The organism is Mesorhizobium sp. M4B.F.Ca.ET.058.02.1.1 (genome assembly GCF_003952505.1).
Taxonomy (GTDB): Bacteria; Pseudomonadota; Alphaproteobacteria; order Rhizobiales; family Rhizobiaceae; genus Mesorhizobium.
Map to the genome: position 1 here is coordinate 3,526,415 of NZ_CP034450.1, position 16,285 is coordinate 3,542,699.

Genomic DNA, 16,285 nt, shown 5'->3' on the forward strand with positions numbered 1-16,285 from the left:
GCCGGCCTGCAAATGGCGGCTTCCTGCGCTTCCGTGCTCATGTACTTCAAGTACCCCTCGCTCCGGTTCTCGGAACCCGCCGTTCCCGACTCGGCCTGACCTGAATCCCGACACATCTCAACGTGGGTGCAGGAGACCCGCAAAAACATTCCGCCAGCCAGCCGTTCGGGCGACGCGTTTCGCTTGAATGTCCAGCCGATAGGTCCTATTTAGAATTATTCCAAACTTCCGCCCGAAGGGGCATGGAGACCGTCATGTTCATCCAGACCGAGTCGACGCCGAACCCGGCGACGCTGAAGTTCCTGCCCGGCAAGGAGGTGCTTCGCGAAGGCACCGCCGATTTCCGCGACGCCGACGGCGCTGCCGCCGCCTCGCCGCTGGCCGGCCGGCTGTTCGAGATTCCCGGCGTGACCGGCGTTTTCTTCGGCTATGACTTCATCACCGTGACCAAGGACGGTCCCGACTGGCAACATCTGAAGCCGGCGATCCTCGGCGCCATCATGGAGCATTTCATGTCGGGCGCGCCAGTCATGGCCACGAGCGGCCCGGCTGCCGAAACCAGCCAGACCGGCGAATTCTACGACAAGGCCGACGAGGAACTGGTCATCACCATCAAGGAACTGCTCGACACGCGGGTGCGCCCGGCGGTTGCGCAGGACGGCGGCGACATCACCTTCCGCGGCTTCGAGAACGGCACCGTATTCCTGCACATGAAGGGCGCCTGCGCCGGCTGCCCGTCGTCGACGGCGACGCTGAAGCACGGCATCCAGAACCTGCTCCGACACTTCGTTCCCGAGGTGCAGCAGGTCGAGCAAGTGGCTTAATCCCACCGTTCCCTTATCCGCAGTCAACAAAAAACCGGGCCGAATTGCCCGGTTTTCTGTTTTAGGACGTCCATTTGTTGCCTAGACGGTCCGCGCACGAAACTTTTTAGTTGACCATGATCTTTCCCGAAAACCGGTTCCCACTTTCGGGATCATGGTCCTTACATCACGATGACCTTGGCGCCGACCGAGGTGCGGTCGTAGAGGTCGATGATGTCCTGGTTCATCAGCCGGATGCAGCCCGACGACATCGCCTTGCCGATCGAATTCCATTCCGGGCTGCCATGCAGTCGGTAGCCCATGTCGCCGCCCTTGTTGAACAGATACATGGCGCGCGCACCGAGCGGGTTCTTCAGGCCCGGCTCCATACCGCCAGCGAATTTGGCGAGTTCCGGCTGGCGCTTGATCATCTGCGAGGGCGGCGTCCAGGTCGGCCATTCGCGCTTCAGCGCGATGCGGGCGGTGCCGTGCCACTCGAAGCCTTCACGACCGACGCCGATGCCGTAGCGTATCGCCAGCCCGTCGCCCTCGACGAAGTAGAGGAACTTGTTCTGGGTATCGACGATGATGGTGCCCGGCTTTTCCTTAGTGTCGTAGTCCACTTCCTGGCGATGGAAGCGCGCCGGAACCTTCTCGATCGGGATGCGCGGCAATTGATAGCCCGCATCGGTAACCGCGCCATAGTCGTTGGTGAAGAGTCGCGAGCCGATGGTGCTGCAACCGGAAATCGCGGTCGACAGCGCAAGAGCAGCGACGATTGCAAAAGACTTCAAGCGCATGAATAGGTCCGATGCCCAGCCCGTTGATCGCGGCACGAGTCGGCCGCTTTTTCCTGAAACCATTCATGCTGGCATTTCTTTTGCTTGCCAAGCACGCACTGCCTATATGCAAGACCTTACCTGCCGGTAAGGCCGCGACTGCGGCATTTCGGCAACAGGACTCATAGGATTGTGAAGCAAAATCAATGGGCCGGTCCGGCGGGACGGGCGAAGTCGAGGAAAGTGCCATGAATGTCGGAGATGCCGCGGAGCGGTCGGGGCTGCCGGCCAAGACCATTCGTTACTATGAAGAGATCGGCCTGATCGCGCCTTCGCGCGCCAGCAACGGCTATCGCGACTATTCCGGCGACGACATCCACCGGCTGGCCTTCCTGCGCCGCGCGCGCAATCTCGGCTTCTCCATCGACGACTGCCGCCAGCTGATGGCGCTCTACCAGGACCGCGAACGCGCCAGCCACGACGTGCGCGAGATCGCCGCAGCCCATGTCAGGGCGATCGAGGAGAGGGTGCGCGAGCTGCAATCGATGCGCGCCACCTTGCAGACGCTGGTCCACGCCTGCCACGGCGACCACCGCCCGGACTGCCCGATCCTGGACGACATGGCGGGCTTGACCGTGGACGAGCACAGCAAGACGGCGAACTGATCGCCGCAGCCACGACAGGATCGCGCCCTTGCCAACCACCACGGCCCTGCTGACCTTCATCGCGGCGCTGGTGGTGCTCGAGATCACGCCCGGCCCCGACATAATGCTGGTGATCGCGCGCGGCATCAGACAACGGCGGCGGATCGCCCTGCTCACCGTCGTCGGCATGATCTTCGTGGCCGGCGTCGTGCAGGTCGGCCTGCTCGTGCTCGGCATCGCGTCGCTGCTGCAAGCCTATCCGGCGGGCCTCACCGCGCTGAAATGGGCCGGCGCGCTCTACATGCTCTATCTCGGCGTCAGGATGATCGCGTCGAGCCTGGGCGGCCAGAAAACGAAGCGTCTCGCCGTGAGCCGCATTTCAGACTGGTCGGCGGTCCGCGAAGGGACGATCAACAGCCAACCCGAAATCCCTGCTCTTCATGTTCGCCTTCCTGCCGCAGTTCGTCGATCCGGGTTCCGGTCCGGTGTGGACCCAGCTCGTCGTTCTGGGCACCATCCAGAAGCTGGGAGGCATCCTCTCGCCGGGCTCGGTGGCGTTGGCATCCCACACCATCGGCCAATGGCTCTACCGCTGGCCCGGCCTGCTGGCCTGGCAGCAGCGTTTCACGGGCGTGGTGATGATCGGCCTGAGATTGAGGCTGCTGCTCTCCGGCAATTCGGGATCGGCTCCCGCGGCGCGGGCGTAAGCCCGGCGATTTGCCGGCAGTCCAGGGGGCGGCGATGGCTATGCCGTTCGCGAACGCTTCTTGCCGGGTTTGCGGCTGGTGGTCTGTTTGATGAACAATCTGGCGTGTTCCGCCCAATCGGCTGTCGTGACGCCATGCTCGCGAACCGACTTCCTGAACATCTCGCGCAGCGTATCGAGATCGAAGGCCGAAAGCCTCTCGCCATTCGATACCGCTCTGTCCACCGCCATTTCCGCCCCGAAAGCAACAAGAAACATATATGTTTCTATATGATCGGCGCTCTCGACCTTTCAAGGCTGAAAACGGTTCCGGCGCTGACTTCTTTTGGGTGCAATTGGCGCCCTTGCGTGACCACCGTCCAATCGTTTCCGGGTGTTCCCATTCAGCCGGGCGCTGTTGCTGAACCGCATCCGCGCCTTTGAGCGCCGGACAGGCGGTGAACCCGCGTCTTTCCCTGGACGGAAAGACGCGGGCCAGGTTGCCACCTGTTGCAATCACCAGCGGCGAATGCAAGCGGACACAACCATTAACGGTAGCTAATGTCCAGATGGCGGGGTCTCGGGTGGGCCCAGAGAGCTCACCGGACGTTCGTCGCCGAGTCTCGAAACGTCTCAAGAAACGAACCAAGGTGGAGCGGGCCACCAACGCTCTGAAACACGTTGTCCTCTGTCCAGCACGCCCACAGTCGGTTTTGTGCTCGTAGTTGTGCCTTATCAAATCAAGGGTCCGCCCATCGCAGTCCGTCCCTGCAAGGTCGACTTTAATGACTACCCCGGATTATCGATGGTGCCGATCGAAGGACCAGACTGGTGCTCCCAGTCCCCATCGCATTGTGCTTTGTACCATCGGGCCAACCAATCCAGAACGTCCATCCAGCCAAGCTACCGGACCGGCATTAGCGTGGGAAGAAGGCTTTCGACCAAAGCGGGTCTGTCAATATACAAACGCCATGCGTCGAAGCTCACGGCAGGGCAGATCACGGAATTGGAGCGCCGGAAGGCGGGATGGCAGTTGGTGTCCATTTTACGTCGCCAGCGCCGCGTGATCATCGACCAGGTTGACTAGGCGCTATTGGATTGGGCATAGACGCATCAAGGTCTGAGGGCGGGACGGTGACGCATCGGTCTGCAAAACCGACGTAATGGGTTCAATTCCCATTCAGACCTCCAGCAATCCAGGCTTGATTATTGCTGGGTTCAAACCGTGAACAAAATCTGGCATGGTGCCGGCCATGCCCATCATCTCACCGATTCCCATCAACCCCTTGATCGACGGCCGCCAGTCGGAGCGCGCCATGCTGGTGCGACGCGGGGTGCAGCGGCTGCTCGCCGAAATGGGCGCGCATGTGCTGCCGGAACTGTCGCTCGCCACCGGCCGGCGCGCCGATCTCGTCGCGCTGACCCGGCAGGGCGACATCTGGATCATCGAGATCAAGTCCTCGATAGAGGATTTCCGCGTCGACCGCAAATGGCCCGATTACCGGCTGCATTCCGACCGCTTCTTCTTCGCCACCCATCCCGGCGTGCCCTCGGACATCTTTCCGGAGGAATGCGGCTTCATCCTCTCCGACGGCTATGGCGCGGAGATCCTGCGCGACGCGCCGGAGCACCGCATGGCGGCGGCGACGCGCAAGGCGCTGATGCTGCGCATCGCCAGGGCGGGCGCGGCGCGGCTTTTGGCGGCGGAGCTTGCCGGTGTTTCGGTGCCGGCGCTGGATGGCGAGAGCGAGTAACCGGCCGGCTGACCGAGTTGGCTGAAGCTTCATCCTGCAGGCCTTCCGCCGCTCCTCGTCCGGCTGTCGCCACCTTCTCCTATCGAATATGGCGCTCCCCCTCTCCGTCTCGGCTTCGCCGAGCCACCTCTCCGCCACATATAGTGGGGGCGAGGAACCCAAGCTTTCCGAGGCCGCGACCTGGGCGGTTAGCGTTTCCTCGCCCCATGGAATGGGGGAGAGGTGGCCGGGCAGCGGCCGGAGCGGGGGCTGGCGCTGCCATATGCGATTGCCGTGCCATAAACGAAGAGAAGGTAACAGGCAGCGACCTTGGCGCGAGCCTTGTCGATCACCCGTGAGAACTTTTTCGATCCCGCACCGATGATTTCCGCTGACCCCGGCTGTCCTCATCAACAGGCGCGACCGGATGGTCCGGCGGCCCGGAATGAGAGGTGGTCCATGGGATCGTTGGAAGGTCAGAATGTCGTCGTCATCGGAGGCAGCCGGGGTGTCGGCCGCTCGATCGTGGAAGCAGCGCTTGGCGAAGGGGCAACGGTGCTGGCCGTCGCCCGCGGTACCGCCGCGCTAAAACAGCTTGCCTGGGAGAAGCCGGACGTAAAGACCCTGGCGGTCGACGCGACGGAAGAGAGCGCGCCCGAAGCCGTTTTCGACGCGCTTGCGGCGGATGTGCTGGTGGTCTCGGCGGGCGCGCTTGCCGCATCCGCGCCGGTGCAGGAGCAGAGCTGGGAAGTGTTCTCGGCAAACTGGGAGATGGACGTCAAGGCGTCGTTCCTGTTCTGCAGGGCCGCGCTTCAGGGTCGGCTCAAGCCAGGGAGCCGGGTGGTGTTGATCTCCAGCGGGGCGGCCTTCAGCGGCGGGCCGCCGAATTCCGGCAGCTATGGCGGCGCCAAACGCATGCAGGTGTTCCTGGCCGGCCACTGCCAAAAAGAGTCGGACCGGCTCGGCCTCGGCCTGCGCTTCATGGCGCTTTCGCCGATGCGCATCATGCCCGGCACCGGGGTCGGTGACCGCGGCATCGACAGCATTTCGGCCTATATGGGCATCCGCCCGGCGGACTTCCTGGCCAGCATGACGGACATGCAGACCCCGGCCGATGTCGGGCGCGCGGTGGTCCAGCTCGCCACCGCGAAGCAGCAAGGCAGTTCCTTCGTGGTGAGTGGCGCCGGACTTGCGGCGGCGGCATGAGGCGCGCAGGATGCCGGCCGAACTCAGCCCCGCAGGCTCCGCATGACAGACGCTCCCGGCGCTTCTGAGCAATTGGGCCGGCCAGGCCAGCCGATCCTCGATCGGCTGGCCTTCGAGCGCTTGACCGTGACGCATCGCCGCGAGCTCAAGCTGCACTGCTACCGGATGATGGGCTCGCTCAACGAGGCCGAGGACCTTGTCCAGGACACTTTCCTCAAGGCCTGGCGCGCAAGGTCGCAATTCGACGGGCGCGGCTCTCCTCGCGGCTGGCTCTACAGCATCGCCACCAACAGCTGCCTCAACGCCATCAAGGCGAGAGCGGCGGCGCGCCGCATTCTAATGCAGCCCGCACGACCGCCCTCCGATGGACCCGCGACCGGAGGACCCGTCGCCGAGATCGCCTGGCTGGAGCCCTATCCGGACACCGAGCTCCCGGCCTTTGCCGGCGCCGAGCCCGGGCCGGAAGCGCGTTACGAGACCCGCGAGGCCGTGCAACTCGCCTTCGTAGCGGCGATCCAGCTCCTGCCGCCGAGGCAGCGGGCGGCGCTTCTGCTTTGCGACGTGCTGGGGTGGTCGGCCGCCGAGACCGCGCAGCTGCTGGGCGGATCGACCGCCTCGATCAACAGCGCCCTGCAGCGGGCTCGCGCGACGCTTGGCCAGCGGTATCCTGAAGGCCGCCCCTTGCAGCGGTCACGGCCCAGCCCGGAAGAGGGCCTGCTGCTCGAACGCTATATGCGGGCCTGGCAGGCCGACAATCTCGACGGCCTCGTCGACCTGTTGCGGGAGGATGCCACCTATCACATGCCGCCATGGCGGGAATGGTACCGGGGGCGCAAGGCGATCGGCGCTTTCCTCGAGACCGTCTGGGGCAATTTTGCCGGCTATCGCACGGTGGCCACCAGAGCCAACGGCCAGCCCGCTGTCGGTGTCTATGCGTTGAGCCATCAGGATCTTGTCTGGCGGCCGCACTCGCTGCATGTCATCGAGCCTGCGGGCGGCGCAATCGCTTGCCTGACGATCTATGTGCCGCCGCTCGGACCTCAACTGTTCGCGGGCTTCGGCCTGCCGCCAAGCTAGTCTTCGTCCGCCTCACCCGCAGCCGGCGGCGCGGCCAGCAGCACTGCCGCGCCGAGCAGCGCGGCGACCAGCGAACCGGCGAGGATGCCGACCTTGACCGCGTCCTGCAGCGCCACATCGCTGGCAAAGGCGAGCAGGCCGATGAACAGGCTCATGGTGAAGCCGATGCCGCAGAGCAGCGAAATACCGATCATGTGCAGCCAACCGGCATTGACCGGCAGGTCGGCAAGGCCGAGCCGGATGGCGAGCGCCGATGAGCCAAACACGCCGACCAGCTTGCCGAGAACCAGGCCGGCGGCGACGCCCAGCGTCAGCGGCTCGACCAAGGCGGCCATGCTCAGGCCGGCAAGCGATACGCCGGCATTGGCGAAGCCGAAGATCGGGATGACGAGGAAGGGCACGAGCTTGTGCAGGCCGTGCTCCAGCCGGTGCAGCGGCGACTGCTCGAGGTCGTGGCTGATGCCGGCGGCGCGCTCGAGCGGGATGGTGAGCGCCAGCGCCACGCCGGCAAGCGTCGCGTGCACGCCCGATTTCAGCACCAACACCCAAAGCACGGCGCCGAGCAGGAGATAGGGGATCAGGTTCATAACCCGCATGCGGTTGAGCACGACAAGCACGGCGATGACCGCGAAGGCGGCGCCGAGATAGGCGAGCGACAGGCCGCTGGTGTAGAACAGCGCGATGATGATGACGGCGCCGAGATCGTCGATGATGGCGAGCGCGGTGAGGAATATCTTCAGCGAGGCCGGCACGCGATTGCCGAGCAGCGACAGCACGCCGAGCGCGAAGGCGATGTCGGTGGCGGTCGGGATCGCCCAGCCGGACAGCGCGGCGGAATTATCCCTGTTGATGGCGACATAAACCAGCGCCGGCACCACCATGCCGCCGGCGGCGGCAATGCCGGGCAGCACGCGGCGCGGCCAGGTCGAAAGCTGGCCGTCCAGCATCTCGCGCTTGATCTCCAGGCCGACCAGCAGGAAGAACACCGCCATCAGCCCGTCATTGATCCAGTGCGCGACGCTGAGCGGCCCGAGATAGGCGTGGAGGGCGGCGAAGTAGATCTGGGCGAGCGGCGAGTTGGCGACGATCAACGCAAGTGCCGCCGCCACCATCAGGATGATGCCGCCGGCCGCCTCGCCGTCGAGGAATTCGCGCAGGATGGATTTCGGGCGGTCGTCGTGCATGTCGCCTCCGTGCGGGGTTTTTCCGGTAGGCATTATTCGCGATGATGCGCAAAGCTCGACGACTGGGCAAGCATCACACTTTCCGAACGCTGGCGCCGCCCCTCACCTGCCTGCCGGCACCCCTCTCCCCGTATAGTGACGGGGAGAGGGACGCTGTGGCCGATGACTTCGCAAATCTCCGACGTTGCAGATGAGAGCCGACGTTGCGGCTGCCTTATCCCCGTCACTATACGGGGAGAAGTGCCCGGCAGGGCGATGAGGGGCAGCGCTGACTTCGGCGAATAGCGATGCTCACCACAAAACTGAATTCGCCGTTTCCCGAGGCTTTGCCCTGCGCGCTTGGCGATCCTAACGCGGCGCGCGCTTGGCGAGAATCCGCTGCAGGGTGCGGCGGTGCATGTTGAGCCGGCGCGCGGTTTCCGAGACGTTGCGGTCGCACATTTCGTAGACGCGCTGGATGTGCTCCCAGCGCACGCGGTCGGCTGACATCGGATTTTCCGGCGGCGCGGCGCGTTCGCCGGAGGTACGGGTGAGCGCGGCGAAGACATCGTCGGCGTCGGCCGGCTTGGAAAGATAGTCGATGGCGCCGAGCTTCACGGCGGTGACGGCGGTGGCGATATTGCCGTAGCCGGTGAGGATGACGGCACGGGCGTCGTCGCGCTTCTCGCGGATGGCGGCGATGACATCGAGGCCGTTGCCGTCGCCGAGCCGCATGTCGACCACGGCGTAGGCCGGCGGATGGTCGCGCGCCCTGGCGACCGCCTCCTCGACGCTCTCGGCAGTCTCGACGACGAAGCCCCTGGTTTCCATGGCGCGGGCGAGCCGGGTCAGGAACGGCTTGTCGTCGTCGACGATCAGCAGCGAGGTGTCCTCGCCCTCAACCATTGCGCCAGTCGTTTCGTCTCCACTCATGGTGTCCAGAATTCCTGCTGCCTTAAGCTTACGCAGATACAGTTCCGCGCCACTATTGTCCAATTTTAAGAGCCCGCAACCGGCCCCGATGAGGCGACCATGCAGGTTAAAGCGTGGTTTCAGGCGGTGTCGAACATGCTCGAAGACGATTCGGGGTTGAGAAAGACGCCGCGCGGCCAGGATATCTGCACCACGGCGCCCTCGCCCAACCCGCTCGAATTACGGAAATCCAGCGTTGCGCCGGAGCGCTCCAGCAAGGTCTTGGCTATGAACAGGCCGAGCCCGAGGCCGCCGCCGGCTTCGGTGCCTTGCCGCGTCGACATATAGGGTTCGCCGATGCGGTCGATGATCTCCGGCGGGAAGCCCGGCCCGTCATCGATTATCGAAAAGATAACTTCGGCGTCGTCCCAGCTCCAGCTGACGGTGACGGTCTTGCGGGCGAAGTCGACGGCGTTCTCGACCAGATTGCCAAGGCCGTAGATGACACCTGGATTGCGCCGCCCGACCGGCTCGGGGCCGATGCGCTCGCCGGGCCGCAGCTTGATTGATATGCCGAAATCGCGGTGCGGGGCCGTCACCTCCTCCACCAGCGAAGTCAGCGGCAGACGCGACAGATGCGCCTCGCCCTCGGAGGACAGGCTGGTCAGCCGCTTCAGGATCTCGCGGCAGCGCTCGCTCTGCGAGCGCAGCAGCTTCACGTCCTCGGCAAATTTCATGTCCTCACCGAGCGCCTTCTCCATTTCCTTGGCGACCAGCGTGATGGTGGCAAGCGGCGTGCCGAGCTCATGCGCCGCGGCGGCGGCGAGCCCGTCCAGTGCCGACAGATGCTGCTCGCGCTGCAACACCAACTCGGTGGCGGCGAGCGCGTTGGCAAGCAGGCGCGCTTCCTCGGCGACGCGGAAGGCGTAGATGGCGGTGAAGGCGATCGAGGCGAACACCGCCATCCACATGCCGGCGACATAGATGAAGGGCATTTCCAGGGGCGCGCCCTCGTACCAGGGCAGCGGCTGATGGAAGAAGCCCAGAAGCGTGGCCGCCACCATGACCAGCGCCCCCAGCACCGCGGTGAGGCGCAGCGGCAGCGACGCCGCCGAGATGACGACGGGTACGCTGAGCAGCACCGAGAACGGGTTGGTGAGACCGCCGGTCATGTAGAGCAGGCCGGCCAGCTGCAGGCTGTCGACGGTCAGGATGGCGAACGCCGAGAGCGGGGTGAGCCGGTGCGCCGCCGGGTAGCGGAAGGTCAGCCACAGGTTCATCCAAGCCGAACAGGCGATCAGCGCGAAGCACATGCTGACGGACAACGGGAATTTCAGCCCATAGGCGACGACGAGCACCGTCAGGCTCTGGCCGACGATGGCCAGCCAGCGTAGCCGGATCAGCGTGTTGAGCCGCAGCCTCTGGCTTTGCTGGAAGTCCGGTGAGCGCAGGATGTTGATCATGGATTACGATTATCGCCGCAGGAGGGTAAGCGCTAGTAGCGCTGTAGCGGGGACTTGACGGCTGAGGCCACCAGGACGGACTGCCCAAGCTTTTGCCAGGACTAGGTTCCGCGTGGCTTGGCGCGGCTGGTGGCGGCGGTAGTGAGTGGGTTTTCCGGCCAGACATGTCGGGGATAGCGGCCGCGCATGTCGGTGCGCACATCCGCCCACGAGCCGCGCCAGAAGCCGGGCAGGTCGCGCGTCGTCTGGATCGGCCGGTGCGCCGGCGAGAGGAGTTCGAGCGTCAGCGGCACGGTTCCATTGGCGATCGCCGGATGCCTGTCGAGGCCGAACAGCTCCTGTACGCGCACCGCCAGCACCGGCCATTCGCCATCATAGCGGATCGGCACATGGCTGCCCGACGGCGCATCGAAATGGGTCGGCGCCAGCGCTTCGACCTTGCGCTGCAGTTCGTGCGGCACCAATGACATGAGGCCGGCCGACAGGGCGCCGGAATTGATCGCGGCAAAGGACGCCGCGCCCGTCAGAAACGGCAGCAGCCAGTCCTCGATACGGTCGAGCAGGGCGGCGTCGGAAACATCGGGCCAGGGTGCGCCGAGGCCGCGATTGAGCCAGCCGAGCCGCTGCCGCAGCGTCTCGGCCTCCTTGCCCCAGTCGAGCAGCGACAGGCCATGCTCACGCAGGGCTTCGAGGATCGCCCGATCCGCGTCGACGCCGGACGGCGCCGGCAGCATGCGCTCGGCCAGTGTGATGGCGCCGAGCCGGGCTGTCTCGCGCACGCGCACGGCGCGCCGGTCGCGATCGAAGCTTGTCTCGCGCCGGATCTCGATGCGGTCGGCAAGGGCGGCGCGGATATCGGTCTCGTCGACCGGAGCGGCGGCGGTGATGCGGGCGTTCTGCGCCTTGCCCTGCAGGTCGGCAACGACCAGCCAGGTCTCGCCCGCCAGCGGATCGGCGGCATCGACCATGGCGCCCGAACCATTGGCCAGCACGAAACGGCCGCGTTCGCCGCGTGCTTTGGCGACGCGGTCCGGCCAGGCGTGGATGAGGTGCGCGCCGGCACTCTGACCCTCCCCCTCGGGGCGGAGGGTGTAGCCTGCCTCGCCAGCCGTTCGGCGAGCTGGCGGGCCGACACGGCACGCGGCGACTTCTCGGTTCGAAAGCGCATCAGCCGGCGTTCGAGATCGGCGCCGTCGCCGCCGAGCCCGCGCTCAGTGAGCAGCACGGCAAGGGTGGCCGCCTCCATCGCGTGGCCGGTTGCGGCGGCTTCGGCGACCATATGGGCAAGCCGCACCGGCAGCGCGAGCTTGCGCATGGCGGCACCGGCGTCGGTGAGACGCCCGGCGTCCTCGATGGCATGCAGGGCGACCAGCAAGGCCCTCGCTTCGTTGAGCGCCGGAACCGGTGGCAGATCGAGGAAGGACAGGCTCGTGGGATCGGCGACGCCGAAGGCTGCGCAGTCGAGCAGCAGGCCGGAAAGATCGGCCTCGAGGATTTCAGGCGGGGTGAAGGCGGGAAGTGCCGCGGTCTGCTCGGCCCGCCACAGCCGGATGGCCACGCCTGCTTGCGTGCGGCCGGCGCGGCCGGCTCGCTGGTCGGCGGAAGCCCGGCTGACGCGCACCGTCTCCAGTCTGGTCAGGCCGCTGGCCGGCTCATAGCGCGGCAGCCGCGACAGGCCGGAATCGATGACGACGCGCACGCCGTCGATGGTGATTGAGGTCTCGGCGATCGAGGTCGCCAGCACCACCTTGCGGCGGCCCGGCGGCGACGGCCTGATCGCCGCGTCCTGCGTCTTGTTGTCGAGCTGGCCATAGAGCGGCACGATGTCCGTGTCGGCACTGATGCGATCCCGCAGCCGCTCTGCGGTGCGCTCGATCTCGCGCTGGCCGGGCAGGAAAGCGAGCAGGCTGCCGCTTTCCTCGGCAAGCGCCGTACGGATCGCCATGGCCATGGCGTCCTCGATCGCCGTGCCCGGCGACCGCTGGTCATAGCGAATGTCGACCGGGAAGGCGCGGCCCTCGCTCTCGATCACCGGCGCGCCTGACAAGAGTCTGGCCACGCGCGCGCCGTCGAGCGTCGCCGACATGACCAGCAGGCGCAGGTCCGGCCGCAACGCGCCCTGCACGTCGAGCGCCAGCGCCAGGCCGAAATCGCCGTCGAGCGAGCGCTCGTGGAACTCGTCGAAGATGACGGCGGAGACGCCGGGCAGTTCGGGATCGTCGAGGATCATGCGCGAGAGAACACCCTCGGTGACGACGAGGATTTTCGTCCGCGCCGAGGTGCGGTTCTCCATGCGCATGGCATAGCCGACGGTTCCGCCGGGTTCCTCGCCGAGCAACTCGGCCATACGGCGGGCGGCGGCGCGAGCGGCGAGCCGGCGCGGCTCGAGCAGGATGATCCTGCCCGCGCCGAGCCACGGCGCGTCGAGCAGCGCCAGCGGCACCAGAGTCGTCTTGCCGGCGCCGGGCGGCGCCACCAGCACGGCGCTGCTCTTCGTCGCCAGCTCTTCGCCAAGAGCCGGCAGCACGGCGGAGACCGGAAGCTCCGGCAAGGGGTTGGTCTTCATCACGCCCGCATATCAGCGCCCATGGCCAGCACGCAACAACGCGCTGACGGCCACCTCAAAGCCTGGTGCGCGAAAATGGATTCCAGCGCACCGTGCCCAGCCGCACCTCCTCGCGCACCATGGTGAGCAAGCCGGAGGCGCCGACTACGGCGAGGCCGATGAGCGACAGCACGTCCGGATATTCGTGGAAGAACAGCGCGCCCAGGATCACGGCCCAGACAATCTGCGAATAGTGCATCGGCGCGATGCGGTTGGCCGGCGCGTATTTGGCGGCGAGCAGTTGCATCAGTTGCCCGCCGGCGGTGAAGGCGCCGGCCATGGCCAGCCAGGCGAACTGCACGGGGTTCGGCAACGCGAAGGCGGCGGTAGCGGCACCAGCTCCGTTGAACAGCAGGCCGTAGCCAACCAGGACACCGAGCATGGACGTGCGCTTCTCCTGCTGGGCAAGCGAGCGCATCAGGATGACGCTGGTGGCGGCGAGAAAGGCATTCACGAAGGCGGCCAGATGGCCAAGGTTCAATTCGCGAAAGCCTGGCCGCACCACCAGCATCACTCCGGCGAAGCCGGCGACCACGGCCAGCCAACGCCACGGGCCGACCTTTTCCTTCAGGATGACGGTCGACAGGACGGTGACCAGCAGGGGCGCCAGGAAGATCAGCGCGTAGACTTCGGCCAGCGGAATGTGGGTGAAGGCGTAGACGCTGAGCACGCCGGAGGCGATGCCGCACCAGGCCCGGGCCTGCACGGCCCATGGCCGCTTCATGCGCCAGAAATCACGCCAACGCTCGTTTGCCGGACGGGTGAAGAAAAGGAGACAGCCGGCAAACAAGGTGACGAAGAAGCCGATCTCGAAGACGGTGAACTGTCCGCCCAGGCTCTTGATAACGGCATCGCTGCCCGAATAGCTTGCATAGGCGAGCAGGGCGAGCAGGATTCCGTTCGGCACGTTTTTCCATTTCCGGGGAGAGAAGAGTGAGAGTATTGGCGCTCGGCGCGCATCCGGACGACATTGAGATATTCATGTTCGGTACGATGGCCGCCTATGCCGCGCTAGGCGCAGAACTGACTTTCGCCATAGCCACGGACGGCGCCAAGGGCGGCAAGGGCGCTCCGGCAACCCTTGCCCGCGCGCGCCGCGAGGAAGCGACGGCGGCGGCAGGGCTGCTTGGCGTCGTCCCGCGCTTCCTCGACTTTCCCGACGGGGCGCTCGTGGCCGACGCCGCCCTGATCGGCGCGCTGAGGACGCTGATCGGCGAGGTGAAGCCCGATCTCGCCATCACCCATGCGCCGAACGACTATCATGGCGACCACCGTGCGCTGTCGGACGGCGTGCGCATCGCGGCATCGTTCGCGGTGCCGGTGCTGCATGCCGATACGCTTGGCGGCACCGGCTTTTCGCCGACGCATTACGTCGACATCTCCGGCCATGCCGGGATCAAGGCTGACGCGATCCGGGCGCATCGCTCGCAAGACCCCGAGCGCTTCGTCGAGGCATCGCGGACGCTGAACGCCTTCCGCGCCAGCCAATGCAACGGCGCCTCGGGTGCGCTTGCCGAAGCCTTCCGCTTCGAGCCGGTCTTCCCCTTCGCCGACATCCGCGCCCTGCTGCCGCCGGCGCCGCCGATCCGGCCAGTGACGGTGAGTTCGAAGACCGTGCAGCAAGCGGGCTGACAACGAACGGCCGGAACGGTCGGCGGTTATTTTCCAACGATTTCAAGCGTGCCTTCCGCCATGTTGCGGCGCAGCAACGAATTCGCTTGCGTTGTTTAGTAAAAAGAGCATCACTAAACAAATTACTAAACATCCGGCGCTCAGCGCACCGTCACGTTTAGGCCCCCGGAGGAGCGGGGGTTGAGGGCTCTTGAAACCGTCATCCGGACGCGTTTCGCAAATGGGAGGAAGGCATGAAATCGACCTTGAAACTGGCGTTGGGTCTGGCCTCGGCGATCACCGCGTCGACCGCCGTCTCGAACGCCGCGCATGCGGAAGACCTGACGCTTTGCTGGGCCGCCTGGGACCCGGCCAACGCACTCGTGGAACTGTCCAAGGACTTCACCAAGGAAACCGGCATCGGCATGAAGTTCGAGTTCGTGCCGTGGACCAACTATGCCGACCGCTTCCTCAACGAGCTCAACTCGCACGGCAAATTGTGCGACCTGATAATCGGCGACAGCCAGTGGATCGGCGGCGCCGCCGAGAACGGCCACTATGTCAAGCTGAACGACTTCTTCGACAAGGAGAAGATCAGCATGGACGACTTCGTGCCGGCGACCGTGGTCGGCTATTCGGAATGGCCGAAGAACACGCCGAACTACTGGGCACTGCCGGCCATGGGCGACGTCGTCGGCTGGACCTACCGCAAGGACTGGTTCTCCAAGCCGGAGCTGCAGAAGGAATTCAAGGAGAAGTACGGCTGGGATCTCGGTCCGCCGGCGACCTTCGATCAGCTGAAGCAGGTCGCCGAATTCTTCCAGAAGCGCGAGATCGACGGCAAGACGGTCTATGGCGCCTCGATCTATACCGAGCGCGGCTCGGAAGGCATCACCATGGGCGCCATGGACGTGCTCTACAGCTTCGGCTTCCAGTATGAGAATCCGAAGAAGCCCTACGAGATGGAAGGCTTCGTCAACTCCGAGAAGTCGGTGAAGGGTCTGGAGTTCTACAAGGCGCTCTATGATTGCTGCACCCCGCCCGGCGCCTCGAACAGCTATATGGGCGAAGGCGTCGACGCCTTCAAATCCGGCCAGGTGGCGATGCACATGAACTTCGCCTTCACCTGGCCTGGCCTGCAGAAGGACGAGAATGTCGGCGGCGACAAGATCGGCTATTTCGCCAATCCCAAGGGTCCCGACGGCGACCAGTTCGCCCAGCTCGGCGGCCAGGGCATCTCGGTGGTCTCCTATTCCGACAAACAGGAATCGGCGCTGAAATACATCAAGTGGTTCGCCAACAAGGACGTGCAGGCCAAGTGGTGGTCGCTGGGCGGCTATTCCTGCCTTAACGCGGTGGTCAAGGACCCGAAGTTCCCGGCCAGCCAGCCCTATGCGCAGACCTTCCTCGACTCGATGGCCATCGTGAAGGACTTCTGGGCCGAGCCGAGCTACGCACCACTGCTGCAGGCCTCGCAGAAGCGCTTCCATGACTATGTCGTGGCCGGCCAGGGTTCGGCCAAGGACGCGCTCGACGGCCTGGTCAAGGACTGGACGCAGGTGTTCCAGGACGACGGCAAGATGTAAGGCTCCTCCCGGGCCAGA

14 protein-coding genes, 1 tRNA gene and 1 pseudogene are annotated in these 16,285 nt (G+C 65.4%); 9 read left to right on the top strand and 7 right to left on the bottom strand.

From position 1 onward, the window contains the following. Window positions 1-254: 254 nt before the first annotated feature. Complete coding sequence (locus EJ073_RS17235) at window positions 255-824, top strand: NifU family protein (RefSeq protein ID WP_126056814.1); 570 nt, start codon at window positions 255-257, stop codon at window positions 822-824. 161 nt (window positions 825-985) lie between these two features. Here the strand turns inward: EJ073_RS17235 and EJ073_RS17240 are convergent, their stop codons facing one another. Continuing rightward, window positions 986-1,603, bottom strand: a complete 618-nt coding sequence (locus EJ073_RS17240; RefSeq protein WP_126056815.1) for a L,D-transpeptidase — start codon at window positions 1,601-1,603, stop codon at window positions 986-988. 227 nt (window positions 1,604-1,830) lie between these two features. Between EJ073_RS17240 and cueR the strand changes: the two genes are divergently transcribed. Then, the gene (gene cueR, locus EJ073_RS17245) at window positions 1,831-2,247 is read left to right on the top strand and encodes a Cu(I)-responsive transcriptional regulator (RefSeq protein WP_126056816.1); all 417 of its coding nucleotides are present in this window, start codon (window positions 1,831-1,833) and stop codon (window positions 2,245-2,247) included. 28 nt (window positions 2,248-2,275) lie between these two features. After that, complete coding sequence (locus EJ073_RS32185; RefSeq protein WP_245455268.1) at window positions 2,276-3,355, top strand: LysE family translocator; 1,080 nt, start codon at window positions 2,276-2,278, stop codon at window positions 3,353-3,355. 345 nt (window positions 3,356-3,700) lie between these two features. Here the strand turns inward: EJ073_RS32185 and EJ073_RS32945 are convergent, their stop codons facing one another. Beyond that, window positions 3,701-3,805, bottom strand: coding sequence for an Imm53 family immunity protein (locus EJ073_RS32945; RefSeq protein ID WP_189347523.1), 105 nt, complete (start codon window positions 3,803-3,805; stop codon window positions 3,701-3,703). Between the two features lie 223 nt (window positions 3,806-4,028). On the opposite strand from EJ073_RS32945, the gene EJ073_RS17265 reads away from it, so the two are divergent. The 4 genes from EJ073_RS17265 (at window position 4,029) to EJ073_RS17280 (ending at window position 6,927) form a co-directional block, all read left to right on the top strand. Then, a tRNA-Cys gene (locus tag EJ073_RS17265) sits at window positions 4,029-4,102 on the top strand. Window positions 4,103-4,164: 62 nt separating this feature from the next. Next, window positions 4,165-4,665, top strand: a complete 501-nt coding sequence (locus EJ073_RS17270) for an MmcB family DNA repair protein (RefSeq protein ID WP_189347525.1) — start codon at window positions 4,165-4,167, stop codon at window positions 4,663-4,665. 438 nt (window positions 4,666-5,103) lie between these two features. Continuing rightward, window positions 5,104-5,850 carry an SDR family NAD(P)-dependent oxidoreductase gene (locus EJ073_RS17275; protein ID WP_126056819.1) on the top strand — a complete coding sequence of 249 codons (747 nt, stop codon included), beginning with the start codon at window positions 5,104-5,106 and terminating at the stop codon, window positions 5,848-5,850. Between the two features lie 42 nt (window positions 5,851-5,892). Continuing rightward, on the top strand, window positions 5,893-6,927 hold the full coding sequence (locus EJ073_RS17280) for an RNA polymerase subunit sigma-70 (protein WP_126056820.1): 1,035 nt from the start codon (window positions 5,893-5,895) through the stop codon (window positions 6,925-6,927). On the opposite strand, the gene nhaA is transcribed toward EJ073_RS17280, so the two are convergent. From nhaA to EJ073_RS17310, 5 genes and pseudogenes are all read right to left on the bottom strand, one after another. Continuing rightward, on the bottom strand, window positions 6,924-8,111 hold the full coding sequence (nhaA, locus tag EJ073_RS17285; RefSeq protein WP_126056821.1) for a Na+/H+ antiporter NhaA: 1,188 nt from the start codon (window positions 8,109-8,111) through the stop codon (window positions 6,924-6,926). The two genes, EJ073_RS17280 and nhaA, sit on opposite strands and share 4 nt — an antisense overlap. 348 nt (window positions 8,112-8,459) lie before the next feature. Next, window positions 8,460-9,023, bottom strand: coding sequence for an ActR/PrrA/RegA family redox response regulator transcription factor (locus EJ073_RS17295; RefSeq protein ID WP_126056822.1), 564 nt, complete (start codon window positions 9,021-9,023; stop codon window positions 8,460-8,462). 119 nt (window positions 9,024-9,142) lie between these two features. Next, window positions 9,143-10,465, bottom strand: coding sequence for an ActS/PrrB/RegB family redox-sensitive histidine kinase (locus tag EJ073_RS17300; RefSeq protein ID WP_126056823.1), 1,323 nt, complete (start codon window positions 10,463-10,465; stop codon window positions 9,143-9,145). A gap of 101 nt (window positions 10,466-10,566) precedes the next feature. Further along, a pseudogene (gene hrpB / locus EJ073_RS17305) lies at window positions 10,567-13,031 on the bottom strand (ATP-dependent helicase HrpB). 55 nt (window positions 13,032-13,086) lie between these two features. Then, the gene (locus EJ073_RS17310) at window positions 13,087-13,977 is read right to left on the bottom strand and encodes a DMT family transporter (RefSeq protein WP_126056824.1); all 891 of its coding nucleotides are present in this window, start codon (window positions 13,975-13,977) and stop codon (window positions 13,087-13,089) included. A 26-nt stretch (window positions 13,978-14,003) separates the two neighbouring features. Here EJ073_RS17310 and EJ073_RS17315 point away from each other — a divergent pair, with 26 nt between their 5' ends. Both EJ073_RS17315 and EJ073_RS17320 read left to right on the top strand, forming a co-directional pair. Then, window positions 14,004-14,702: a PIG-L deacetylase family protein gene (locus EJ073_RS17315; RefSeq protein WP_126056825.1), complete on the top strand. Its 699-nt coding sequence runs from the start codon at window positions 14,004-14,006 to the stop codon at window positions 14,700-14,702. A 233-nt stretch (window positions 14,703-14,935) separates the two neighbouring features. Next, window positions 14,936-16,267: an ABC transporter substrate-binding protein gene (locus tag EJ073_RS17320; RefSeq protein ID WP_126056826.1), complete on the top strand. Its 1,332-nt coding sequence runs from the start codon at window positions 14,936-14,938 to the stop codon at window positions 16,265-16,267. Window positions 16,268-16,285 lie beyond the last annotated feature (18 nt).

Bases quoted from the DNA above. Each gene is read 5' to 3' on its own strand.
- EJ073_RS17270 (WP_189347525.1), top strand. From the start codon at position 4,165: ATGCCCATCATCTCACCGATTCCCATCAACCCCTTGATCGACGGCCGC.
- EJ073_RS17235 (WP_126056814.1), top strand. From the start codon at position 255: ATGTTCATCCAGACCGAGTCGACGCCGAACCCGGCGACGCTGAAGTTC.
- nhaA (WP_126056821.1), bottom strand. From the start codon at position 8,111: ATGCACGACGACCGCCCGAAATCCATCCTGCGCGAATTCCTCGACGGC.
- EJ073_RS17320 (WP_126056826.1), top strand. From the start codon at position 14,936: ATGAAATCGACCTTGAAACTGGCGTTGGGTCTGGCCTCGGCGATCACC.
- EJ073_RS32945 (WP_189347523.1), bottom strand. From the start codon at position 3,805: ATGGACGTTCTGGATTGGTTGGCCCGATGGTACAAAGCACAATGCGAT.
- EJ073_RS17240 (WP_126056815.1), bottom strand. From the start codon at position 1,603: ATGCGCTTGAAGTCTTTTGCAATCGTCGCTGCTCTTGCGCTGTCGACC.
- EJ073_RS17295 (WP_126056822.1), bottom strand. From the start codon at position 9,023: ATGAGTGGAGACGAAACGACTGGCGCAATGGTTGAGGGCGAGGACACC.
- EJ073_RS17300 (WP_126056823.1), bottom strand. From the start codon at position 10,465: ATGATCAACATCCTGCGCTCACCGGACTTCCAGCAAAGCCAGAGGCTG.
- EJ073_RS17280 (WP_126056820.1), top strand. From the start codon at position 5,893: ATGACAGACGCTCCCGGCGCTTCTGAGCAATTGGGCCGGCCAGGCCAG.
- cueR (WP_126056816.1), top strand. From the start codon at position 1,831: ATGAATGTCGGAGATGCCGCGGAGCGGTCGGGGCTGCCGGCCAAGACC.
- EJ073_RS17275 (WP_126056819.1), top strand. From the start codon at position 5,104: ATGGGATCGTTGGAAGGTCAGAATGTCGTCGTCATCGGAGGCAGCCGG.